We start from the raw sequence: 22,282 nt of genomic DNA on the forward strand, positions 1-22,282 counted from the left end.
GCCTCTCGGTCAGGCTGACGACACCCGGCGCTCCGGCACCGTCCCGGACTCCCTCACCGTCCCCTGCCGTCGGGCAGCCACCAGGCGGGCAGCCTGCGCCGCGACCGGCGCGAGGTCCGTGGGGGTGCCGCCCGACTCCGGTGGCTCGACACGTCGGCCCATCAGTTCCGCTCGGCGGGCCTGCTCCGTGGGGAGCATGTCGGCGGGCAGGAACCACGAGGCGGCGCCGGTGACGTCCACCTGGCGCAGCAGGCCCTCGGCGGCGAAGTGCAGCCGATGGTCGACGTATTGGAGGTCGGTGTCGAAGAGCAGGGTGCCGGTGACCTGTCCTCGGGCCTGCCGGGCCCAGTACGCCAGTTTGCCCACGGCAGCAGGCAACCTGCGGGCCCCGCTACCCGCGACACCCGCGCCGCGACCGCACCGTCACCGCCTGGGCCCGCGACCACGCAGCCGACCTTCGACGCCTCGCCGGCGAGGTCATCGCCCTCAGCGACCTCCCCACCGGCGCACGAAGCGCCATCGGCGACCTCAACCGGGCGCTCGGCGACAACGACGCGGCCCGCTTCATCCGGCCACTGGCCGACACCCGTCCACACCTGCGTCCCAGGGACTCAGTCCTTGTCGACCGCATCGACGACATGACCCGGCGCACCGACCAGCTCCGCAAGAACAGCCACGACCAGCGCACCTCCTGACCCGACCAACGGCCGGCAGGCCACGCACGTGGGCCAGGCAGTGACTGCCCGGTCTGGAAGGAGGCCAGATACCGCCGATGGCATGACCTGCAGCTCCGCCGGACTCCCTGGGGCATGCGACCCCACCTCGTAACAGCGGCGGGTCTATATGCCCACCTGCGCGGATAAGAAACAGATAAGATCGAATGCATGGTGGGGATGGGGTCGGGCACACGGTGCCTCGGAGGTTGATAACTATGGTTCCCCTGCTTCTCGTTCTTCTGCTGGCACTGATCCTCTTCGGCGCGGGTTTCGCGGTGAAGATTCTCTGGTGGGTCGCCATCGCCGTCCTGGTCCTGTGGCTGGTGGGCTTCGTCGCCCGCCCCAAGGGCAGCAGCGGCCGCTGGTACCGCTGGTAGCCGTACGGCAAGACCGCAGTCCACGCTGCGTGCCGGTGGCCTGGACCCCGTCCCGATCGGGGGTCCAGGCCACCGGCATGTCCGCATCCGCCCCGCTCGGAGAGGGTCGCCTACGGCCGCCACGTTGTCGGCGCCGCCTGCACCGCGACCATCGGGTGGGCGGGCAGGCCGATCTCCCGCCGTTCCAGCGGGTCTGTTCCGGGCCGCAGCAGCACACCCACTCCGTCTTCGGCGACGCAGAGCGTGCCGTCGCTGCCCACGCACATCCCGTACCCGCCGGCGGGGAAGGTCCCCGTTTCGGCGAGGGTTTCGGCGTCAACGATCCTGCCCTCCTCCCCGACGACCGAGAGGTACAGGTGGCGGCCGTCGGGGGACGGGGCGACGTTCGTGATGTCGCCCCACTCCCTGTACTTGTAGCGGGTCTTGACAGCCAGGGTGGCGGGGTCGAGGGCGACGATGCCCTCGTAGTGCTGGAACACCAGGAGACGGGTACCGTCCGGGCCGGGCAGAACGACGACACCGCTCAAACCCCCGCCTCGCCCCCCGAGCGCCTTACCGAAGCCAACTGCCTCACCCGCCTTGCCCTCGACCAGGATCGTCGGTCGCACCGCCATCATGTTGCGGCCCCGGGACAGCCCGGCGTACAGGCACAGGCCGTCCCTGCTCACCGCCAGGTGCCCGATGTCATCGGTGACGCCCTCGATGGTACGGAGCAACGTGTTCGTGGCCGTGTCGATCTCGGCCGCCGCGCCGGTCGGCATGCCGGCGAACGCCGAGAAGAATGCTGGACAGCCGAATGAACCGCGCCACCGAAGGCCACCCCCGGAACGTTCCACCAATTCCGCCGACTATCGGTCTGAGCCGCCAACTGTCGATCGAAGTCTCAACCAGCTGTGGCAACGCAGCACAGTTGGCAAATGGCTCCTGGTCTTGTTCGTGGTCAGTGAGTCGTGATGCTGCCGCAGTTGGCAAGAGTGACGCAGGCTCGTTGGCGCGCTGTCGTCACGGACACCGATCGGATAATTCCATGGGTGTGGGATGTCAGAACGGCGCGGAGGTACGGCTCGGTGGCTCTGCTCGCCGGCGACATGGTCGTTGTGGTTCTCGCGGGTGGGCACCGAATGGGGGACGAGGTGGGGTCACCGAACGGTTCAGTTCGGCGTGGGATCGCACGCCCTGGTCCACCGGCAATGAAGTGCCCAGCCACGCGAGGAGAGCGGCGACGAGGTCGTCCGCCTCTTCCCGAAGCTCCGCCTCTCCGATGCCGGCGCGGAGGCCGGTTCGGTCCAGCTACAGCCGGACCCAGCGATCGGCGATCTCGTCAGCGCGCCCCCGCAGCGCTTTCGTGACACGCTGCCGTACGTCGGCCGCACTGCTGCTCACGTTGGTCCTCTCGATCGCCGGCGCTCCCCCCGATGGACGAGCGCGTGGTGCGCCGAGGCACGCCCCTTCATCGTCTGCGGCCTGCAGTCATCGATGGCACCCGCCACTCGCCGGCAGGCACCACATGCTTCTGCCGCTCCGGCACCCACTTGCGTTCGAATGACGGCGACATACCGGCTTCTTGACTCCCGCACAACGTCCCCGCCGGCCCTACCGAAGGCGTTCGACAGGTCGACGGGAAGGCCGTCCGCGACCGCCAGGTCCAACGCCTCCCCACGGGCGGGTACGGCAGCCGCACAGCCTCGAACCACTCACCACCCACAAAGAGGGACCCGAGCGCGACATCTCGTCGAATGTGAGCTGTGATGGTCCAGCGTGCAGTCCGTCCAAAGGCGTTGAGGCACGCCGCGTGGTCCGGCCCGGCGCGGGGCTCGCACCACAGCTGTGCTCGATCGCTCGGGATCCGGCATCGTTGCGCTCTCCAGGCCGACGAAGACGGGGGCCGTCTGCCGGAAGGTCGGCCCGTTGGGCGACCGACGCCGCCCTGTACGTTCCGGGCCGGGGGCGAAACCGATACGCCGGTGCCGATCACAGGAAGCGGCGGATGGGCTGTACTGCCAGTTCCCGGGCCCGCTGAAGGGTGGGGCGTCGCTTCCAGCGGCCCTCCCGGATCAGCTCGCTCGCCGCGATGTCTTCGTCGAAGTGACCGTCGAGTATCTCGGTGAATCGCTCGTCCAGCACGGCGAGCATGACCTCTTCGTCATGATCGAGGGAGCGGCGATTGAAGTTGGTGGATCCGACCAGCGCGGCGACACCATCGACGGTGATGACCTTGGCGTGCATCATCGTCGGCTGGTACTGGTAGATCTTGACCCCGCAGGCGACGAGGGCCTCGTAGTGGTGCTGGCCCGCGAGCTGGCAGACTCGCTTGTCGGTGTGCGGACCCGGGAGCAGGATCTCCACCTCGACCCCCCGCCTGGCGGTCGCGCACAGCAGCTCGATGAAGTACTCGTCCGGTGAGAAATAGGCGGTTGCCAGGCGGAAGCGGTCCTCGGCGGACTCCAGCATGACCCGCACCAACGTCTGCATGTCCTGCCAACCGAAACTGGCCGAGCCGCGCACCACCTGCACGATGGCGTCGCCCTGCGGCCGGTGGTCGACGAATCGGTCATGGTCGTCGAAGAGCTCGTCGTGGCACTCGGCCCAGTTCTGCGCGAAAGCGGCGGCGATCCCGTCGACGGCGGGTCCACGGACCTCGACATGCGTGTCGCGCCATTCGCGTTCGTTGCGCGCGTTGCCGCACCATTCCTCGGCGATCCCGACCCCGCCCGTGTACGCGATCTCCTCGTCGACGACCAGTACCTTGCGATGGCAGCGGTGGTTCTGCTTGAGCGGGGAGAGGTAGAGCGGCTTACGGAACCAGGCCACCTGCACTCCGGCCTCCTCCATGGAGTCCAGCAGCTCCCGCTCGATCAGGCGGCTGCCGAAGCCATCGAGCAACAGCCGAACCCGTACTCCGGCTCGGGCCCGCTCGGCGAGGGCTCGGGCGAAGTCGTGGGCGATCTCGCCCTTCCAGTACACGAACGTCATCATGTCCACGGTGTGCTGTGCGCCGCGGATGCCGGCCAACATCGCGGCGAAGATCTCGTCCCCGTTGCGCAACGGAGTAAGGGCGTTGCCTTCAGTCGCGGCGATGCCGATCAATCGTTCCAAGCGCCGCCGAAGTCTGGCCACCCGGGCATCGGCGGGCGGCACTCTCAGCAGCGGAGAAGGCTGCTGCCCCGACGCGGCGGAATCCTGGCTGAGGGTCATAGGGGCTCCCGGGATGAAGGAGTAGGACACGAATGGCAGACACCGTCTGCCCGCTCCGGCGCCGCCTGAACAGGCCGGCGGGCTGCGGTCCGGTCCGCATCGTCCGCCTTCTCAGCACCCATGCCTGCGTTGCCGTGCGGCTCCGTACGCAGGAGAGGGTCGGCCCGTCCTTGCGGCGGCACCCACAGGGACCTACGCGGTCGAGAAGCCGGTGACCAGCCCGTGGTCCTGGCCCCGTCAAGGCGTCGAACCGGCCCTGCTCAGCCTGTTGCCCGGCAGCCAGGGCAACCATGTCGAGGAACCGGTCCGGAGAGGAGGAAACCGCGCGGGTCCTCAGGAGCAGCGGCAGCCCGGGCCGGTGGGCGCGAGGAGTATTGCTCGGTGGCCGTCGAGTTTCCGCTCCGCGACGAGGCCGCTCGCCAGGACGCAGGAGCCGGGGACTACTCGTCGGCGTCCTGGGCGCCCCCTCCCCCGCCGCCTCGGGCATTCACCGTCTGCGACGCAGGCGCGCAACCACAATGGTGATCGCCACCGCAGCCATGCACGCCGCGAGCATCGGAAGATGCCAACCATCGGGTATCCACTCGCCCCGGGCTTGGGGCGGGAGCGCAAAGTCGAATGTCACGTCAGCTCCTTCGGGACAAGCTGGTGCCTCAGGGAGTCGGCGGCGTCGCGCCGAGACTTGCGGCTGCCGTCCGAAGGATGTGCCCCGCCCGTCGTTCGCCGGCCGTTGGGCGGGGTCGGCGCTCCACAGGACCGCGGCGACGGCGGCCTGATCATGCGATCATGCCGTCGCACAGGCCGGTCAGGGTGCGGAAAAGCAGGCCGGACACCTCCACCTGCGAGATGGCCGAGCTCGGCTTCGATCTCGGACTGCGTCATCTCCAGGGCGAAGCGCATCCGAAGAACCTCGCGGTCTCGTTCGTCGAGTTCACGCAGAAGCGGCGCGAGGGTGTGGATGTCCTCGCGGAGGACCATCGCCGGATCGATCTCACGAGTCCCCTCCTCCAACGCCTTCGGTCGCACCGGGAACAATCGCGACAGTTCCCGCGCATGCGCGGGCGCCACATCGCGAGCGTTCTCGACCCGCGGCAGCGACGTCGTACGGTGCCCGGCGACGGCGGCCGGGTGGGCACGGGTCGAGGCAGCCGTCCCCGGGGCCGGAATGGTGGCCGCAGCGACGTAAGGCATGAAACCGTTCCTCCTTGCACGAATGGCCTGCCCGGACCGTCTGCCCCCACGAGCGGATCACAATCAGAAACGCCCGAGTCGGTCAGCTGATCAAGGCATCGTGCGCGGCGCCGGGGTGTTGGGACGCGGGCCGGGCAGCGTTCCCGGTCGTGAGGGCCACCACCCTGACCGACGTGGCGGAGCAGGTATTTCCCGCCCCGGTGGCCCGCATGGCGGTCGGCGAGCCCTGCACAGTGCCGTTTCCCCGGTGAACCGTGATCATTGAGCGCTGAGCACTCCGGCGAAGCAAAGGATGCTGAGGACTATCAAGAATCCGCCGATGACCAAAGGTGTTGATCGGTCGGCCATGGGGTGACGGGCCTTCGCCCGGCTGACGACCCCGCTGCCTCCCCGAGGGCGGTGGGAGAACTGGCTACGCATCGCGATGAGCCCGCACCCTGCGATCAGCAGGAAGGCTCCTACCACTATGTCCTTCGTCGTCATCTTCCAGCTCCCTCATGCGTATTGCCCGCGGAACGCGATGTATAGGCCGCGGAGCAGGTTCGGACGGATTTCGGTTCGCTTCGGCGTGGGGGTCCGGCAACGCCCCGGACATCACTTGGGCCGCCCCGAATTCGGTGCGGAGATCCACGCCGACACCGCGATCGACCGAGGCGTGTCGCTCGGACACCGGTCCGCTTTCAGCGACGTGAGCTCCGAAGCTGTGTCATGGTTCGGGGCCGGGGCCCTGCCGCCGGGTGAGATCGGCGGCGACGGTGGGCTGTGGGCAAGGACGCGCGGATGTCGAAGGCGGTCCCTAGTCGGCAATGGCCCAGCCGTAGAAGGCTCCCAGCGCCAGGATGAGGACGATAAAGAACATCTTGGCGAGTTTCAGGGTTCCTCTTTCGCTGGACGTGGCCGGGCCCCGACCACCCGGGGACGGGGGTCGGGGCCCAGCGGGTGACGGATGATCGTCGCCCATGCCTAGTGGCTGAGGTTGTCCTTGATGTCTTCCTTGGTCCGGCGGGCGTTTCTCTTGGCCTGGTCAGCCCGGCCTTCGGCGGTCATCCGCTCGTTGCCGGCCATGCGGCCCATGGCTTCCTTGGTCTTGCCCTTGGCCTGCTCGGCGTGTGCCTTGGCCTTCTCCGTGCCCGACATCGGGACCTCCTCGTGTTGTACCGGATTGGCCGTGACCCACTCGTGCTCACGATCGCAGCACGCAAACCCGTGGGCATTCACCGACTTTCGAGGCCCAGGTCCCGGGGCATGGGCCTCTTACTCAAAAGCGTCGGCCGCAACCTGGACGCGGTCGCGGACGAGGGCCCTGCTCGGGTGACCTGGAACAGGGTGTTGGCCGGGTGAGTTCCGCTCGTCCCGGGCACCGGCACCGCACCCCACGGGTACGGCAGCTGCCTTTACGCCAGGTTCGCCGTGAGGCGCTGGACGGCGGTGATCGTCTTCCCGCCGCCGGGGAGGAGGGTGATGTCGACGTGATCGGCGAGGCGCCTCACGAGGGGCCAGCCGTATCCCCCGGGGTGACCGCGCTCGGTCCTGGAGCGGGCCGCGGGGTGTTCGGGGCTGGCATCGCTGACGGCCAGGCGCAGGGTGTCCCCGTCGAGGGCAGCGTGAAAGCCGGTGATGCCGCCGCCGTGGCGGATCGCGTTGGTGACGAGCTCCGAGGCGACCAGGAGGGCGTCCCCGGCGGCGATGCTGTCGAGGGCGGCGTCCGCGGCCCGGAGCAGCTCGGTGACCCGCCGGCGGGCGGCGGCCACGGTGCCGGCCGCCCGCGCGACGGGGCGGCTGTGGTGGCGGCCGGGGGTGCCGTCGACGGCCGCAGTCGGATTCATGCTGTATCGCCTGCCCCGGGAGATAGGGTCCGAATCGACTGAGGGTGCGGTGTTCAGCAGGTGATCGCCTGCTGCACTCTGTCAGCCCAGAGGAGGGCGGGCGCGGTGTTGGTGACCTCGAACAGGCGGCGGACCGCAGTGTGCAGCGGGCCGGCGAGGACCATGACGGTTCCGGCCGCGGCCCGGTACCGTCGGCTCGGTCTTCCGAGCCCGACCATGCGTGAACGGGTGCGTCCTTGTGCCCGCCTGCACGGATAAGAAGCACATAAAATCGAATGCATGGCGGGGTCGGGGTCGGGCACACGGTGCCTCGGAGGTTGATAACTATGGTTCCCCTGCTTCTCGTTCTTCTGCTGGCACTGATCCTCTTCGGCGCGGGTTTCGCGGTGAAGATTCTCTGGTGGGTCGCCATCGCCGTCCTGGTCCTGTGGCTGGTCGGCTTCGTCGCCCGCCCCAAGGGCAGCAGCGGCCGCTGGTACCGCTGGTAGCCGTACGCAACATCAACGCAACCTTCAGACGTTGCGTGCCGGTGGCCCGGATCCCCGATTGGCACGGGGGTCCGGGCCACCGGCATGTCCGCGCGCCCGAGCGTTTCCCGAGCTGGATGAAGTGCCACAACTGGGGTATCCGGACACCAGCCGGGACGGTTGCCGTGACGCAGCAGGGGACCTGCTCACCTCCAACGATCGGCGGCCGCCCCGGCCCCGCCCCTCCCCGAGCGCGCACGGGCGGGCGGGCAGGCGTCAGGTTCTCCCGCCGCAGCCGACACCCCCGCGGCGGTCTCGCCATCCCCGGCGTGGAGCCGCTGAGCATGCCCGAGGGCTCGATGGGCTTCCGGCCGCCCGTGCGCGGGGTGCGATCGCCCTGATCGATGCTCTGCCGCTGTGATGCGAAGGACCCGGGCGGTGTTGTCGGGAAGCGACACCAACACGATGTCGCCTACAGGACGACGCGGGCAACGCGGTCGGCCTCTTCGAGGGTGTCGTATTCGCCGCGTTCCTGAACGTGGGCGAAGAACGACTCCGTGCGCATCGACATCACGTCACCTCCGTGGATGGGCGAAGGCAGGGGGGTGCGGAGTGCGGTGATTTCCCGAGGAAGTACGCCTGATCGACGCCCGGTCGAGCCGGTGCTCCGGACCCGTCAAGCCCCAGGAACACACCGCGCGCACTACGACGGTTTGGGGAATGCGCGGGGAGCGGCCGTCATAGACGCTCCACCGCGTCACCGACCGGCCGGCCGAACCCGAGCCGGTGTCGAAATACACCGGGGCGGGGACGCTTCCATCGGCCAGAAGCACACTGCCCCGGCCCTCGTGCGAGGTGCCGAACTCCTCCGCCGTCCAATTGTCCTGATCGACCATGACACCCTCCCCCGCCACCCGCCCGCCGAGCGGACTCCGGTCGGACCCGCCCGCCTCCGACCATGCCCCAGCCCGCTCCGGTGCGGGACCGAATCCGCAGTCGGGCGACCCAACTCCCCCGACTGTTGGCTTCGCTTCCAACGGCCCCAGCGCCGCTTTCCTGTTCAGGCCTGTAAGCGCCAGGTCAGCGGGCACACGAAAAAATCCCACCGCCTTCGGTGAGGAAGGCGGCGGGACCTGGTGGAGCGTTGGGCAGGCCTTGCACCTGCATTCCCCCACGGGAAGTGGGGTGTCTTTCCTTGGACCACCAACGCGAGACCCACACACCCGGTACCGGGCGGCGAGCTCAAGATCAATCATAGGCCATGATCTTCGCCATGCATGCCCTGGCCCGGCTACGGCTTGGCCGGTGTGGTCAGGGCAGAACCGCGGAAGCGGCGGCCGCGCGCAGGCAGGGGGCCACGCCCGTGTCAGGTGACGGTGACGCGCAGCACGTACGGCTCCCCGCCGCTGATCGCGTGGGCCTGCTCCCACAGATCCGCCGGAGAGAAGCCGAGCAGGGCCCGGTCCGCGGCGTGGGCCAGTAGGGGAAGGATCTCGGCGGCGGGCCGGCCGCGGTGCGTGCGCGCGAGCGCGGCGAAGGCCTGCTGATAGGGGGTGCCGTAGGTACCGGAGCTGTCGGAGAGCAGCCGCTCCAGGCTTTCCCCGCTCACGCTGATCTCGCCCATGTCCGCTCCCTTCCCGTCGGGGCCGGCCGGTCCATGCCCCTCGTCCTCGACGGTACGGACGGGCACTGACAACCAAGACCCTGCCGCGGGTAGCGCGGCCGTCGCCGCAGATCAGTGAGGGGGTGGTGACCGGTGACGAAGCCAGGGCGGTCATGATGCCGCTCGGCGTCCTCGAGGAAGAGACCCGCTCCGAAGAGGTACGTGCCGCCGCTGGCGAGATGCGGTTCCGCCTCGGCTCACGCCTCGCCCTGACCACCCCGATCCAGCGGCGGCCAAGCCCTGACGGTACGAGGTAGCGTGTTCGCTTCGGACTCCTCCAGGTCCCGTACATGGCGATGCGCACATGCTTCATGCAGACCTGCATGTCTCAAGGTGCGCCCCGGGACCTTCAGCGCCTGAACGTTGTGCTCCGGGTCACCGCAGGACAACGCCGTGACGACCACGCGCCGGGGGCCTGCCTAGATCGCGCCACGCCGTGTTCGCGCCGCCCCTGAACTCGCCTGCTACCAGCGGCCAGCTTTCGGTCTTCCTGTCGCGCGCGGTCACCATCGTGCGCGTGCCGATCAGTACGGCTGCTCCTCCGTCATCCGCGCGGTACCTGTCAGGCGCAGCATCTTCCCGTTGTCGCTGATCTCTGTGGATCCTCTGTGACCGTCGCGGGACAGCGGCGCACGCATGGGACCACGGCGCCACCGGCCGCTCGACGTCCCGAAACCAGCCAATACGTCAGATTCCGGACAGCTTCTCGATCTATCGGACCGGGCTTCGGGACGCGTCCGCCGGCGGCCCGGATTTCGGCGGGCCCGAATGCTCTGCGCACGGCGGCTTGACCGATGGTCTGCGGCAACGTAATTTCGAGCCGACCGGCCCGTGAACTGATGGAGGAGGCGAAGTCGGATGTCGATCATCTCCGAACTGCGCCGCCCCGCGCATCAGGTCGCCTGGACTCCGGGTCTCGTAGCACACGGCTGCTGAACAGCCCTCTTCGCCGGCGTGCCCTTCTGTGGCCCCGGCATCTTTCGATTTCTCACACCGCCTGCGGCACGTCGTCGCGTGCCGAGTCGCGCCCCGGATTTTCCCCGGGCTGCGCCAGCGAAATAGAAAGCCCCTGAAATGGCTATTAGCATAATCAGCTCGACCATGCGCGGAAATGAGGATGGGCCATGGTAGCGGCGCGGATCACCGTCAACGGGAAAGAGACACCGCTTTCCCCGGCTGCACCCCACACCACTGTGCTCGATCTCCTGCGCGAGCGTGGCCTCACCGGTACCAAGGAGGGCTGCGCCGAGGGTGAGTGCGGCGCCTGCTCGGTCCTGGTGGCCCGTCCTGGCGTGAACAAGCCCACCGACTGGGTGGCCGTCAACGCATGTCTGGTGCCGGCCGCGGCACTGGACGGCCAGGAGATCATCACCTCCGAAGGTCTCGCCACGGTCGGCGAACCCGGTACTCGGCCCACGCTGCACCCGGTACAGGAGGAGATGGCGGTCCGCGGCGGTTCCCAATGCGGTTACTGCACCCCCGGGTTCATCTGCAGCATGGCCTCCGAGTACTACCGGCCCGACCGCTGCGCCCACGGCGAGTCCGCCGACACCGGCGACGCCCACGACGCCGAGCACGGTCCGAACGGCTTCGATCTGCACTCTCTGAGCGGCAACCTGTGCCGCTGCACCGGCTACCGCCCGATCCGCGACGCCGCCTTCGCGGTCGGTGAACCCACCGAGGACGACCCGCTGGCGCAGCGTCGCGAGCAGGACCCGCCCGCGCCGGTCGCCACCGAGTACACGCAGGACGGCGCCACGTTCCTGCGGAAGGACACCTTGGCCGAAACGTTGCGGCTGCTGCGCGAGCGACCCGACGCGGTCGTGGTCGCCGGCTCCACCGACTACGGCGTCGAGGTGAACATCCGCTCCCGCCGGGCGGAATGCGTGGTCGCCATCGAACGACTGCCCGAACTCCGTGAGCTGCGCGTCGAATCCGACCACATCGAGATCGGGGCGGCGGTCACGCTCACCGAGATCGAACGCCGCCTCGACGGCGATGTCCCGCTGCTGGCCGAGCTGTTCCCGCAGTTCGCCTCCCGACTCATCCGCAACAGCGGCACCCTCGGCGGCAATCTGGGTACCGGCTCCCCCATCGGTGACAGCCCGCCGGTCCTGCTCGCCCTCGAGGCGTCGCTGGTGCTCGCCGACGCCGACGGTGAGCGCGTCGTCCCGCTCGCGGAGTACTTCACCGGCTACCGGCAGAGCGTGCGCCGCCCCGACGAGCTGATCCGCGCCGTGCGCATCCCGCTGCCGCTGTCGCCCCTCACGGCCTTCCACAAGATCGCCAAGCGGCGCTTCGACGACATCTCCAGCGTGGCGATCGGATTCGCGCTCGACATCGAGGGCGGAATCGTCCGCAAGGCACGCATCGGTCTGGGCGGCGTGGCCGCCACCCCGATCCGTGCCCTCGCCACCGAGGCCGCCCTGCAGGGCAAGCCGTGGTCGGCGGAGACGGTCGACGCCGCGGCCCGGGTGCTGCGGGGTGAGGGCACGCCGATGAGCGATCACCGTGCCAGCTCCGTCTACCGTTCCGCGATGCTCGGCCAGAGCCTGTTGAAGCTGTACGCGCAAACCACCGAGGCGGTGTCTTCATGAGTCATTTGTCCGAGCGTCCCGAGAAGCCGGTGGTCGGCCTCTCCATGCCGCACGAAAGTGCCGTACTGCACGTCACCGGCGCCGCGCTCTACACCGATGACCTGGTGTACCGCACCAAGGACACGCTGCACGCCTACCCCGTCCAGGTCATGAGGACCCGGGGCAGGATCACCGCGCTGCGCACCGAGCCCGCGCTCGCCGTGCCGGGTGTGGTCCGCGTACTGACCGTCGCCGACGTGCCCGGTGTCAACGACGCCGGTATGAAGCACGACGAGCCCCTCTTCCCCGACGAGGTCATGTTCCACGGCCACGCGGTCGCCTGGGTACTCGGTGAGACCCTCGAGGCGGCTCGGCTCGGTGCGGCGGCCGTCGAGGTGGAACTCGACGAACTGCCCTCCATCATGACGCTGAAGGAAGCGATCGAGGCCGAGAGCTTCCACGGCGCCCGGCCCCTGATGGTGACCGGCGACATCGACGCCGGCTTCGCCGACTCCGCGCACGTGTTCAGCGGTGAGTTCCAGTTCTCGGACCAGGAGCACTTCTACCTGGAGACGCACGCCGCGCTGGCCTACATCGACGAAGCCGAGCAGGTGTTCATCCAGAGCAGCACCCAGCACCCCTCGGAGACCCAGGAGATCGTCGCGCACGTCCTCGGTCTGCACAGCCACGAGGTGACCGTGCAGTGCCTGCGGATGGGTGGCGGCTTCGGCGGCAAGGAGATGCAGCCGCACGGCTTCGCGGCCATCGCCGCGCTCGGCGCCAAGCTGACCGGTCGGCCGGTCCGGGTGCGGCTCAACCGCACCCAGGACCTCACCATGTCCGGCAAGCGGCACGGCTTCCACGCCGACTGGAAGATCGGCTTCGACGCCGACGGACGGATCCAGGCGCTGGATGCCACGCTCACCTCGGACGGCGGCTGGAGCCTGGACCTGTCCGAGCCCGTGACGGCCCGTGCGCTGTGCCACATCGACAACACGTACTGGATCCCCAACGCGCGGGTCGCCGGTCGCATCGCTCAGACCAACAAGGTCTCCAACACCGCCTTCCGCGGCTTCGGCGGTCCGCAGGGCATGCTGGTGATCGAGGACATCCTGGGCCGGGTCGCGCCGCTGCTCGGCCTGGACCCGATGGAGCTGCGCAAGCGCAACTTCTACCAGCCGGGTCTCGGTCAGGCGACGCCGTACGGCCAGCCGGTCCCGCAGGCGGAACGGATCGCCGCGGTCTGGCAGCAGGTCGAGAACGACGGCGGGATCACCGACCGCAAGCGCGAGATCGCGGCGTTCAACGCCGCGCACCCGCACACCAAGCGGGCGCTCGCGATCACCGGCATCAAGTTCGGCATCTCGTTCAACCTCACGGCCTTCAACCAGGCCGGCGCGCTGGTGCTGATCTACAAGGACGGCTCCGTCCTGATCAACCACGGTGGCACCGAGATGGGCCAGGGCCTGCACACCAAGATGCTGCAGGTGGCCGCGACCACGTTGGGCATCCCGCTGCACAAGGTGCGACTGGCGCCCACGCGGACCGACAAGGTGCCCAACACCTCCGCCACCGCCGCCAGTGCCGGTACGGACCTCAACGGTGGCGCGGTGAAGAACGCGTGCGAGCAGTTGCGCGCGCGGCTGCTGCAGGTGGCCGCCGGCCGGCTCGGTTCGAACGCCTCGGACGTGCGCATCGTCGACGGTGTCGCCCGCACCCTGGGCAGCGACAAGGAGCTGGCCTGGGACGACCTGGTGAGCACCGCGTACTTCCAGCGCGTGCAGCTGTCGGCGTCCGGCTACTACCGGACCGAGGGCCTGCACTGGGACGCGAAGAGCTTCCGAGGCTCCCCGTTCAAGTACTTCTCCTACGGCGCCGCCGCGGCCGAGGTCGAGGTCGACGGTTTCACCGGCGCGTACCGCATCCGCCGGGTGGACATCGTGCACGACGTCGGCGACAGCCTGTCCCCGATGATCGACATCGGTCAGGTCGAGGGCGGTTTCGTCCAGGGCGCGGGCTGGCTGACGCTCGAGGACATGCGTTGGGACACCAGCGACGGGCCGAACCGCGGCCGGCTGCTGACCCAGGCCGCGAGCACCTACAAGCTGCCGAGCTTCTCGGAGATGCCCGAGGAGTTCAACGTCACGCTGATGGAGAACGCCACCGAAGAGGGCGCGGTGTACGGGTCCAAGGCGGTCGGCGAGCCTCCGCTGATGCTGGCGTTCTGCGTGCGCGAGGCGCTGCGCCAGGCGGCCGCGTCGTTCGGTCCCGCCGGGGTCAGCGTGGAACTCGCCGCCCCCGCGACGCCTGAGGCGGTCTTCTGGGCGATCGAGTCGGTCCGCGAGAAGGCGGAGGTGCGGAGCGGCGACGGCCAGGCTCCGGACGACAGCGGGATTCGTACCGACACAAGCGCTTTGAGCAATGCCTGACATGACCTGGATCGCAGCGGTCACGCGGTTGCGAGCACGCCGGGAGCCCGGCGTGCTCGTGACCGTCGCGACCGTGCGCGGCCATGCTCCCCGTGGGGCCGGTGCCAAGCTCGTCGTGGGACAGACCGAGACCTGGGGTTCGATCGGCGGCGGCAACATCGAGGCCGTCGCCGTCGATCGGGCCCGCCAGCTCAACGTCGAGCCCGATCCGCAGCCGGAACTGATGGAGTTCGCCCTCAACGACAAGGTCGTCGGACCCCACGGTGTGCAGTGCTGCGGCGGCGCCGTCAGCCTGCTCCTCGAACCGCTGCCGGTGGTCCAGGCGGTGGCCGTCTTCGGCGTCGGGCACGTCGGACTGGAGCTGGCCCGCATCCTGGCCCGCCACAACCTCGATCTGCACCTGATCGACACCCGGTCCGACATGCTCACCGACGAACGGCTGAGTGTGCTCTCGGACGCGGTGGCGCAGATCCACGTGCACCACACGCCGCTGCTTCCGGAGGAGGTGCTCGCGAAGCTGCCGCCCGGCGCCCACGTCCTGATCATGACCCATGATCACGCCGAGGACGCCGCACTGTGCGACGCCGCCTTGCGCACACCTGGTCTCGGCTCGATCGGATTGATCGGCTCGGCCGCAAAGTGGGTGCGGTTCCGCAAGCGCCTGGCCACCGAGGGCGGTCACGACGACGCCACCATCGATCGGATCAAGACTCCGATCGGGATGACCGAGATCACCGGCAAGGAGCCGGCCACGATCGCGGTGAGCGTGGCGGCGGACCTGCTCCGGACCTTCGAGCAGGACCGCCCCGGGGCGGTACCGGACCCGGTGGCCGAGGTGCCCGTGGCCCCTGAGGTGCCTGAGGTACCTGTGGTCCGGGAGGTCGAGGTCCGCGCGGCCTCAAGGAACTCCGCGGTCCCCAAGGTCCTCGACGTCCGCGTACGCTCCGGCATCCGTTAGGGCGCTCCTTCTCGGATCACGCCGACCGGGCTCTCCCGGCCGGCATGATCCGAAAGGCAGGCCCTAGCGGACCGTTTCAGAATGAGGTTCGGAGTCGGCGTAAGCAGATGATGCTGCGTGCGAGTGGGAGGAGTCCGAAGTCGTAGCCGCGGTCCGCGAAGAGCCGACGAGGCCGGTGACGGGGCCGTCCGCGAAGCCCGCGGATTCGCGGTATAGCGTCGATGAGAGGCATGAGCTGGATGACACCGTGACGGTTCCCGCTGGTCAAGGAGATCGCGAGGGGGGTGCCGTGCCGATCGACGACGAGGCGGTGCTTGCTGCCCGGACGTGCGCGATCGACCGGCGAAGGTCCGGTGTGAGCCCCCTTTGAGGGCCCTGACGTGCGAAGCGTCGATCGCCGCATCGTCCATGTCGAGCAGTCCGGCGCTCCGGAGCTCGGCCAGGAGGACTTCGTGGAGGCGGGGCCACACGCCGGCCTCGGTCCAGCCCCGAAGACGCCGCCAGGCCGTCACGCCGCTGCAGCCGACCTGCCCGGTAGGGACGTCCCGCCAACTGACGCTCTTGCCCAGCACGTCAACGATGCCCGCAACGCCGCACGATCGTCCACCGGCAACCGTCCCGGATACGAAACCGCCGTGCCGGCCGCTCCGGCAGCAACGGGACCACACATTCCCACAGGTCATCAGGCACAAGATCAGCAGGCACACCCCAGATCCTGCCGACATCCACACCCAACTGCCAGCCCCTCAATGAATCTCTTTCTGGAACGATCAGTAAAGCGCACGCACCCTCATCACTCCCATCCGCAAAACGTTGGTCCCTCAACTACGGCCCCCACACCGACATCATCGGAAGCATCCAGCGCCAGCACTCCTGCCCCCTGCACACGTGAGACTTGGCGGGCGTCACACCAACTCAGGCTCACCCACAATCGCGTGCAGCTCTTTCAGACCACCACCCCCATCGATACCGCCGATTCGCTGAAACGCCTCCGCCAGTTCCTCCTGCTTCTCCGCCTGGGCGGACGCCAGGTCAGGGCGACTCAGACAAGCGTGGCAGATGCCGGCGTTCGGCTGTTTCCGCCCGGGCGCAGGTGGTCTTCGTGAATCATGGAGGCCGTGTCCGGCCCGGGCGCCGCGCTCTGATGATCACGATGGAGGAGACCGTATGGCAGGCGGAGCTTTCACCGATTTCTCCGGCACGTACGAGCTGGTCAGCAGCGAGGGGTACGAGAAGTACCTGGAGTCGATCGAGGTCGACGCGGCAACCCGTGAGGTGCTCGCGGCGGACCCCCAGACGGTGAGGATCGTGCAGGAGGGCGACCACTACACGTTCAGGATCACCGTCGCCGCCAAGGCGGCTGTCCTTCAGTTCACCCTCGGACAGGAGTTCGTCACGAACTACGGGTACGGCGACGACCGCCAGGCCAAGGGGATCGCCCGCCGCGACTTCAACCACGTCACCCTGCAGCGCAAGGGCGGCAACTCCGAGACCACCGTCGTGTACAGCGCCGACGACCAGGGCCTCGACGTGGCGTACACCGGCCCGAACGCGGTGACCGCAAAGCGGCGCTACAAGCGCCAGCCCTGACCGGTCCGGAGGCCACCAGCGAGGCGTGCCCCGGCCGGATGCCATGCCGGGGCCCGCTCGCGCACCGGTAGGTCGGCCTCGCCACACGCCGATGCGGTGAACTTTCGGCCGCCTCGGAGCGGAACGGTCATGTTCCCTCGAGCCAACAACCACGCCACCACCGGACCACGGTCGAACTCCGGGCACTCGCGGCAGGGCTGAAGCCTGGCATTATCGAACATTTCATCGAACGGCCCGGCCCGGTTCATCGCCCACAGCCTCGGGGACCCATCGGCAAACGCTGTTCCTGGAAATGAGCGAAGCCACCCCGTGCGTACCCGCGCCGACGGAATGCAGCACCGAACGGCTCCACGGGCAGCACCGCGGGCAACGCCGCGACCGACTCGTCGCCGGCCGACGCTCGGCGCATGCCGCCCTCGTCTCGGCTGGTCGTGGTCGCGGATTGCGGGGGCCGATGGGCTGTGTCAGCGTGGTTAGCCGGAAGCTCGGGAGGTCAGGGGCGGGGACCCGAGGAATCCCGGACGAGGGGAAACCCATGAGGCACATTCCGAGTCCTGCCGTGACCGCGGCCGCAGCGCTGGTCCTGTCGCTCGGCGGCGCGCCGGCCGCCCTCGCGGCCGAACCGACCCCCAACCAAAGTGCGGCAGCCGCACAGTTGTGCACCGACCTCAACAAACTCCGCTCCGACGCGACGGCATTGGTCGGACTGAACCCGGCCTCCGCGACGAAGGACCAGGTCAAGGACGCGTACAACGACGTCAAGGACGGCTGGGACAACGTCTCGGAATCCACCGCGACATGGGACGCGGCCCAGAAGGACGCCATCAAGTCCGCGGCGGACGGGCTGAAGAAGACCTGGGACGACCTGCCCGACGACACCACCGGCACCGACGCCGCCGGCAAGCTCAAGCCGCAAGCCCAGCAGCTGGACACCGCGGTGAAGTCCGCCCGCACCGGCCTGCAGTGCCCGGGCTGACAACCGCACCCGAACCCAAGGCGATGATCCCCGCGGCAGCTCACCAGGCCGCGGGGATCACCCGTCCACCCGAACGGAGCAAGCACACGCGCACGGCCCGCGGCCCCGGCACGCACGACGCGGAAGACACCCCAGTCGCGGGGCGCAGCGGTGTGTGAGGTCGCCCCGTCCGGCTTACCCGCAGCGTTGCCTCCGGGGGGCCGCTGCCGAGAGTCCTGTGCGCGGGGTCGGTCGGCTCAATGGGGCCAGTGGCGGCTGGTCACCACGTAGGGGGCGAGGGTACGTGCGCGCTTCCAGATGGCGTGGAGTTGTTGGGTGGGGCGTTGCTGTTCGCCCTGGAGGGCGTTGAGGATGATCAGGCCGCCGGTCAGGGTGGGTACCACCCACTGGATGTAGGAGAGGTGGCGTTCGGCCTGGCCGGTGTCGGTCAGGTGATCCTCGTTCTTCTCGGTGTCTGGTTGCTCGAAGGAGGCGAGTTCGATCCTCTTGCCGAGGGCACGGCCGTAGACGGTGGCGGCGAGCGCGGCCCCGGTGAGAACCGTCTTGGCCAGGGAGGAGGCGGCGACGCCCTGCTGGGTGAACACACGGCCGGCGTTCGCCTTGAGCAGGCCGCAGGAACCGACCAGGTGCGTGCCGATCGCGAGGGCGCCCACAGGAGTCCACAGCGCCCAGCCCGCGCTTGCGATCCTGGCCCCTTCATGCCGGCTCGTCCCCTGCTCCTTCGCTGCGCCGTTGAGGCCGACCGCTCCCATCAGGGAACCTCCGAACCAAGCGGCCAGGCCCACGTCATGAAGGCCGCGCATGACGGTGTTGCGTTCGGACACGGCGTGACTCCTCGTGCGGGACGCGGCAGGAACACCGACAGGTCCGTCGGCTCTCCGGTCACCGTCACCCCGGAATCCCGGCAGCGCATCCGGGCTGGTCCGAACGGCCCTCAGGAAGAACGTGCGCTCGCCCAGCTCCGCCGCCTACTACGGATACGGATCGCGTACGGGCAGCCGACTCCGCACGGGAACGGCAGCCCGCATCCGAACCCGCGGCGAGCGCCTGCGGCACCGCGAGGGTGGGTGGCGCACCACCAGGAGAGGACCGCATCACCCAGTTGGAGAGGCTCGGCATGATCTGATCCCACTTCGACGTCTCCTGGGCCGAGGGCCTGGCCGCCGCGCGCGGGTGGGCCGCCGAGCACGGCCACCTCTTGGCGCCGCTGGACGCCATGTTCCAGGGCGCGGCGGTGGGCATCTGCCTGAAAGACGCACGGGTCGCCGCCCGGAAGGCTGTCGAAAACGAGCGGCGGCACGTGGAGGGGTGGCCGGTGGAGTCGTGGGCCGGGGCGCTGACGGACAAGCGGCGCGAGCAACTGGAGGACATCGACGCCTCCTGGTGCCCGAGCTGGCCGGTGACGTGGCAGCGCGCCTTCCACCTCGTCCGACAGCACCTGGACATGGGCGAGGAGGACCTCGGACGGTGGGTGACTCGGTGCGGCTCGGCTGGGACCGGCTCACCGGGGTGCAGCAGTGGTTGTGCGAGCAGGTCCTCGGAAATCGAGCCCACCACCGAGCACGAGATCGCCCCACACCGGCCGACAAGTGGACCGCCCACCTCGGCGCCGCCCGACAGTTCTTCGCGCGCGATGGGCACCCGACGGTCCCCCGCAAGCATGTCGAGACCGTGCTCTCCGAAAACGGTGGGGAGCTCCAGTTCCGGCTGGGGTCATGGGTCAAAAACCAGCGCAGCCGGGCCGCCTCGCTGTCGCCGGAGCGGGTGGAGCAGCTGTCCAAGCTCGGGATGCGGTGGTCCTGATGATGGCCGTCGTCACCGCGGCCGCCGCGCTCGCGGCCGGCCATCTGCTCGGACGGCTTCGCCCCTGGCGGCGTGCGGGCGACTGCGCGGCCGACCTGTTCCGCTCGACCGGGGCGTGGGTTAGGGGCAGCGCGGGGCGGCAGGCCTTCGTCTTCCTGGTCCACGTCGTCACCGCGCCGCGCACCAGCCGGCGCTTCGTGCGCGCCTCGGCTACCGACAGGCAAGTCCGTGCCCCGGCCGACGCAGGCCGGGGCGCCCAGAACTGTCGCGCCTCCTCTGAGCCCTTTCGCGGCCAGGCCGCCACCCTGGAGGAGCTTCGCGTCGACCGGCAGCTCGAAGAGGCCCTCGCCCACGGGCCCGACCCGCTTCACCTCGCCGAGGTCTTCGGCTCGGACGAGAAGACCGCGATCCGCTGCGCGAACTCAGCCCGCGCTCTGCTGGACCAGGACGCTGAACAGCAGCTTCGGTGAAACCCGCTCGACCGGGGACGCACCGTGAAGGAATCATGAGCGAGTGACGCCGACCGAAGCAGCAGCAATCGCTCTACAGGACCAAGCCGCCCTCTGGAGTGTGGGGGAGGTCAGTGCGAGCGAGGTCGTCGATTCCGCCTGCGATGCGCTCGTCGCCGGACTCGACACCCCCAACCTTCGGATCCTCGCCGCCTGCACCCGCGCCGAGGCGGACTACGACGTCCACGACCTGCTTCCCCCAGCACTCGCCGAACTCGGCCTCACCCTCCATCCAGTCGGCGGCGAGGCCGGCCAGGAAGCCGCCGTGCGAGCGCTCGCACGGCGCATGCTCGCCGGCGAGTTGAAACCCTGGGAGCTCACTTTCCAGATTCATCGGCGCTACGGGCACGAGCTGCCTCTGACCGAGCGGCTCGCCGAGCTCGATGACGAGTACGGCATGCTCGAAGACGGCGACGAAGCAATAGCTCAGGTCGATGAAGAGGTCACGGCCGAAGCCCGCCGCCTCGCGAACCTCTCCACGGTTCCCGCCGAACCCACGGATACGCCCAGCTGATGCACACGGAACGACCCGCGAGTTCCCGCTGAACATACTTCGGTTTCCCTGAACCCACGGGGGTCACGGGATGTGACCCAGATGTGCCAGAAACCCGCCAGAACTTGATCTTGGCCTGCTGAGTGCCTGACGAGGTCGGGGATCTTGGGGATGCCGGTCGGCCATGCCCTCGACATCTCAGTTTCCAAGATCCCCGACGTCGTCATCCGCGATCAGCTCCGCGTCTCCTCGCGGCGTCCAACAGCGGCCGCATCGGGTACGACGAGCAACTTGCCGGTGGTACGCCGAGCCTCCAGATCGCTGTGGGCCCGAGCCACCTCGGACAATGCGTAGCGGCCCGTTACGGTGACCTCAAGCGCCTTGGAGCGCACCCACTCGAACACATCGGCGGCCCGTCGGAGCAGTTCGGACCGATCGGCGATGAAGTCCCCGAGGCTGGGCCGGATCAGGGTCAGCGAACCGCCGTGGGCGAGCCGAATCGGATCAAACGGAGGCACGGCACCACTTGCCGCGCCGAAGAGCACGAGATGGCCGCGGGTTCGCAGACTGGCGAGGCTCGCATCGAAGGTGTGCGCGCCGACGCCATCGAAGACAACCGGCAGCCCCTGACCACCGTTGAGCCGCCTCACCTCGGCTGCGAGATCGTCGACGGCGGAGGAAAGGATCACCTCAGCGGCCCCGGCACGCTTCGCCAGCTCGGCCTTCGCCGTGGTCGACGTCGTGCCGATCACCCTGCCGCCGAGATGGGTGATGAGCTGGGTCAAAAGCAGCCCCATGCCGCCGGCAGCCGCATGCACGAGCACCGTGTCGCCCCCCTGAACCGGGTAGGCGTCCTTGACGAGATAGTGCGCGGTCATGCCTTGGAGGAGCACGGCGGCGGCTGTCTCGAAGCCGATATCGTCGGGCAGCGGCACCAGCCGGGAGGAGTCCACGACGGCCCGCTCGGCATACGTGCCGGGAATCTCCACCCAACCGACCCGGTCCCCGACTGCGACGTCAGCGACGCCGGGTCCAACTTCGACGACCGTGCCGGCGCCCTCAGTGCCCGGGGTGAAGGGCAGCGGGAGGCTGTACCGGCCTTCGCGGTGGTAGACGTCGAGGAAATTGACCCCGGATGCGGCGACCTCCACGATCGCCTCGCCCGGACCCGGGCGCGGCTGGTCCACCTCGGCCTCCCGCAGCACCTCGGGACCGCCCACTTCGTACACCTGAATCGCTCGCATGACCCCTCCAATAACGGCTCACCCCCACCAACCCCGTTGATCGCGATCCGATTCCCGGCGAACTCGTGCACGTCGACATCAACAAGGTCGGCAACATCCCCGGCGACGGCCACAAGGTCCCGGCCGGCAATCGAGCCGCAAGACCCTTCGGCCGCGCGGGCTCGCCCCTGCCGCCCCTCTACAAGCGGCTCGTGATGGAGACCGTGGCCCGCGGAAGGGAATACGGCCTCCGTGTCCCAATCCGCTCCGATCGAGACGCGGTCACCTCC

At 69.0% G+C, this 22,282-nt stretch carries 18 protein-coding genes and 3 pseudogenes; 11 read left to right on the top strand and 10 right to left on the bottom strand.

Annotated elements, in window-relative coordinates:
- Positions 1-9 precede the first annotated feature (9 nt).
- Positions 10-366: a hypothetical protein gene (locus ACFY0I_RS20895; RefSeq protein WP_388897786.1), complete on the bottom strand. Its 357-nt coding sequence runs from the start codon at positions 364-366 to the stop codon at positions 10-12.
- Between the two features lie 565 nt (positions 367-931).
- Between ACFY0I_RS20895 and ACFY0I_RS20900 the strand changes: the two genes are divergently transcribed.
- Positions 932-1,093: a hydrophobic protein gene (locus tag ACFY0I_RS20900; RefSeq protein ID WP_267726032.1), complete on the top strand. Its 162-nt coding sequence runs from the start codon at positions 932-934 to the stop codon at positions 1,091-1,093.
- 110 nt (positions 1,094-1,203) lie between these two features.
- Here the strand turns inward: ACFY0I_RS20900 and ACFY0I_RS20905 are convergent, their stop codons facing one another.
- From ACFY0I_RS20905 to ACFY0I_RS20925, 5 genes are all read right to left on the bottom strand, one after another.
- Positions 1,204-1,854: a YncE family protein gene (locus ACFY0I_RS20905; protein WP_388897789.1), complete on the bottom strand. Its 651-nt coding sequence runs from the start codon at positions 1,852-1,854 to the stop codon at positions 1,204-1,206.
- 1,210 nt (positions 1,855-3,064) lie between these two features.
- Positions 3,065-4,288, bottom strand: coding sequence for a phosphatidylserine/phosphatidylglycerophosphate/cardiolipin synthase family protein (locus tag ACFY0I_RS20910; protein WP_388897792.1), 1,224 nt, complete (start codon positions 4,286-4,288; stop codon positions 3,065-3,067).
- Positions 4,289-4,909: 621 nt separating this feature from the next.
- On the bottom strand, positions 4,910-5,479 hold the full coding sequence (locus tag ACFY0I_RS20915; RefSeq protein WP_388897794.1) for a sigma factor-like helix-turn-helix DNA-binding protein: 570 nt from the start codon (positions 5,477-5,479) through the stop codon (positions 4,910-4,912).
- 963 nt (positions 5,480-6,442) lie between these two features.
- Positions 6,443-6,616 carry a CsbD family protein gene (locus ACFY0I_RS20920; protein WP_388897797.1) on the bottom strand — a complete coding sequence of 58 codons (174 nt, stop codon included), beginning with the start codon at positions 6,614-6,616 and terminating at the stop codon, positions 6,443-6,445.
- Between the two features lie 257 nt (positions 6,617-6,873).
- Positions 6,874-7,305 carry an ATP-binding protein gene (locus tag ACFY0I_RS20925; protein WP_388897800.1) on the bottom strand — a complete coding sequence of 144 codons (432 nt, stop codon included), beginning with the start codon at positions 7,303-7,305 and terminating at the stop codon, positions 6,874-6,876.
- Positions 7,306-7,631: 326 nt separating this feature from the next.
- On the opposite strand from ACFY0I_RS20925, the gene ACFY0I_RS20930 reads away from it, so the two are divergent.
- Complete coding sequence (locus ACFY0I_RS20930) at positions 7,632-7,793, top strand: hydrophobic protein (RefSeq protein ID WP_267726032.1); 162 nt, start codon at positions 7,632-7,634, stop codon at positions 7,791-7,793.
- A 1,345-nt stretch (positions 7,794-9,138) separates the two neighbouring features.
- Here ACFY0I_RS20930 and ACFY0I_RS20935 read toward each other — a convergent pair.
- The gene (locus ACFY0I_RS20935) at positions 9,139-9,396 is read right to left on the bottom strand and encodes a hypothetical protein (RefSeq protein WP_388897803.1); all 258 of its coding nucleotides are present in this window, start codon (positions 9,394-9,396) and stop codon (positions 9,139-9,141) included.
- Positions 9,397-10,559: 1,163 nt separating this feature from the next.
- Here ACFY0I_RS20935 and ACFY0I_RS20940 point away from each other — a divergent pair.
- From ACFY0I_RS20940 to xdhC, 3 genes and pseudogenes are all read left to right on the top strand, one after another.
- The gene (locus ACFY0I_RS20940; protein ID WP_388897806.1) at positions 10,560-12,032 is read left to right on the top strand and encodes a xanthine dehydrogenase small subunit; all 1,473 of its coding nucleotides are present in this window, start codon (positions 10,560-10,562) and stop codon (positions 12,030-12,032) included.
- Positions 12,029-14,440: a xanthine dehydrogenase molybdopterin binding subunit gene (xdhB, locus tag ACFY0I_RS20945; protein ID WP_388897809.1), complete on the top strand. Its 2,412-nt coding sequence runs from the start codon at positions 12,029-12,031 to the stop codon at positions 14,438-14,440. Before ACFY0I_RS20940 ends, xdhB begins: the two co-directional genes overlap by 4 nt.
- A 1-nt stretch (position 14,441) precedes the next feature.
- Positions 14,442-15,242 (top strand): annotated as a pseudogene (gene xdhC / locus ACFY0I_RS20950) (xanthine dehydrogenase accessory protein XdhC); the annotation flags it as partial.
- Between the two features lie 295 nt (positions 15,243-15,537).
- Here xdhC and ACFY0I_RS20955 read toward each other — a convergent pair.
- Positions 15,538-16,103 (bottom strand): annotated as a pseudogene (locus ACFY0I_RS20955) (IS5 family transposase); the annotation flags it as partial.
- Positions 16,104-16,565: 462 nt separating this feature from the next.
- Between ACFY0I_RS20955 and ACFY0I_RS20960 the strand changes: the two are divergent.
- Both ACFY0I_RS20960 and ACFY0I_RS20965 read left to right on the top strand, forming a co-directional pair.
- Positions 16,566-16,988, top strand: a complete 423-nt coding sequence (locus ACFY0I_RS20960) for a lipocalin/fatty-acid binding family protein (RefSeq protein ID WP_388897812.1) — start codon at positions 16,566-16,568, stop codon at positions 16,986-16,988.
- Positions 16,989-17,523: 535 nt separating this feature from the next.
- On the top strand, positions 17,524-17,964 hold the full coding sequence (locus tag ACFY0I_RS20965; protein WP_388897815.1) for a hypothetical protein: 441 nt from the start codon (positions 17,524-17,526) through the stop codon (positions 17,962-17,964).
- Between the two features lie 236 nt (positions 17,965-18,200).
- Here the strand turns inward: ACFY0I_RS20965 and ACFY0I_RS20970 are convergent, their stop codons facing one another.
- Positions 18,201-18,788 carry a hypothetical protein gene (locus ACFY0I_RS20970; RefSeq protein WP_388897818.1) on the bottom strand — a complete coding sequence of 196 codons (588 nt, stop codon included), beginning with the start codon at positions 18,786-18,788 and terminating at the stop codon, positions 18,201-18,203.
- 332 nt (positions 18,789-19,120) lie between these two features.
- On the opposite strand from ACFY0I_RS20970, the pseudogene ACFY0I_RS20975 reads away from it, so the two are divergent.
- The 4 genes and pseudogenes from ACFY0I_RS20975 to ACFY0I_RS20990 form a co-directional block, all read left to right on the top strand.
- Positions 19,121-19,279: pseudogene (locus tag ACFY0I_RS20975) on the top strand (hypothetical protein); the annotation flags it as partial.
- A gap of 152 nt (positions 19,280-19,431) precedes the next feature.
- Positions 19,432-19,767, top strand: coding sequence for a helicase associated domain-containing protein (locus tag ACFY0I_RS20980; RefSeq protein ID WP_388897821.1), 336 nt, complete (start codon positions 19,432-19,434; stop codon positions 19,765-19,767).
- On the top strand, positions 19,767-20,237 hold the full coding sequence (locus ACFY0I_RS20985) for a hypothetical protein (RefSeq protein WP_388897824.1): 471 nt from the start codon (positions 19,767-19,769) through the stop codon (positions 20,235-20,237). Before ACFY0I_RS20980 ends, ACFY0I_RS20985 begins: the two co-directional genes overlap by 1 nt.
- Before the next feature lie 43 nt (positions 20,238-20,280).
- Positions 20,281-20,790: a hypothetical protein gene (locus tag ACFY0I_RS20990; protein WP_388897827.1), complete on the top strand. Its 510-nt coding sequence runs from the start codon at positions 20,281-20,283 to the stop codon at positions 20,788-20,790.
- A 212-nt stretch (positions 20,791-21,002) separates the two neighbouring features.
- On the opposite strand, the gene ACFY0I_RS20995 is transcribed toward ACFY0I_RS20990, so the two are convergent.
- Complete coding sequence (locus ACFY0I_RS20995) at positions 21,003-22,013, bottom strand: quinone oxidoreductase family protein (RefSeq protein ID WP_388897830.1); 1,011 nt, start codon at positions 22,011-22,013, stop codon at positions 21,003-21,005.
- Positions 22,014-22,282 lie beyond the last annotated feature (269 nt).

It is taken from the genome of Streptomyces sp. NPDC001568 (assembly GCF_042893755.1).
Lineage (GTDB): Bacteria > Actinomycetota > Actinomycetes > Streptomycetales > Streptomycetaceae > Streptomyces.

What these genes read in the sequence shown, in the direction of transcription:
- ACFY0I_RS20965 (WP_388897815.1), top strand. Translation starts at nt 17,524, where the DNA reads ATGAGGCACATTCCGAGTCCTGCCGTGACCGCGGCCGCAGCGCTGGTC.
- ACFY0I_RS20900 (WP_267726032.1), top strand. Translation starts at nt 932, where the DNA reads ATGGTTCCCCTGCTTCTCGTTCTTCTGCTGGCACTGATCCTCTTCGGC.
- ACFY0I_RS20935 (WP_388897803.1), bottom strand. Translation starts at nt 9,396, where the DNA reads ATGGGCGAGATCAGCGTGAGCGGGGAAAGCCTGGAGCGGCTGCTCTCC.
- xdhB (WP_388897809.1), top strand. Translation starts at nt 12,029, where the DNA reads ATGAGTCATTTGTCCGAGCGTCCCGAGAAGCCGGTGGTCGGCCTCTCC.
- ACFY0I_RS20925 (WP_388897800.1), bottom strand. Translation starts at nt 7,305, where the DNA reads ATGAATCCGACTGCGGCCGTCGACGGCACCCCCGGCCGCCACCACAGC.
- ACFY0I_RS20995 (WP_388897830.1), bottom strand. Translation starts at nt 22,013, where the DNA reads ATGCGAGCGATTCAGGTGTACGAAGTGGGCGGTCCCGAGGTGCTGCGG.
- ACFY0I_RS20985 (WP_388897824.1), top strand. Translation starts at nt 19,767, where the DNA reads ATGATGGCCGTCGTCACCGCGGCCGCCGCGCTCGCGGCCGGCCATCTG.
- ACFY0I_RS20910 (WP_388897792.1), bottom strand. Translation starts at nt 4,288, where the DNA reads ATGACCCTCAGCCAGGATTCCGCCGCGTCGGGGCAGCAGCCTTCTCCG.
- ACFY0I_RS20940 (WP_388897806.1), top strand. Translation starts at nt 10,560, where the DNA reads ATGGTAGCGGCGCGGATCACCGTCAACGGGAAAGAGACACCGCTTTCC.
- ACFY0I_RS20930 (WP_267726032.1), top strand. Translation starts at nt 7,632, where the DNA reads ATGGTTCCCCTGCTTCTCGTTCTTCTGCTGGCACTGATCCTCTTCGGC.
- ACFY0I_RS20920 (WP_388897797.1), bottom strand. Translation starts at nt 6,616, where the DNA reads ATGTCGGGCACGGAGAAGGCCAAGGCACACGCCGAGCAGGCCAAGGGC.
- ACFY0I_RS20960 (WP_388897812.1), top strand. Translation starts at nt 16,566, where the DNA reads ATGGCAGGCGGAGCTTTCACCGATTTCTCCGGCACGTACGAGCTGGTC.
- ACFY0I_RS20915 (WP_388897794.1), bottom strand. Translation starts at nt 5,479, where the DNA reads ATGCCTTACGTCGCTGCGGCCACCATTCCGGCCCCGGGGACGGCTGCC.
- ACFY0I_RS20905 (WP_388897789.1), bottom strand. Translation starts at nt 1,854, where the DNA reads ATGCCGACCGGCGCGGCGGCCGAGATCGACACGGCCACGAACACGTTG.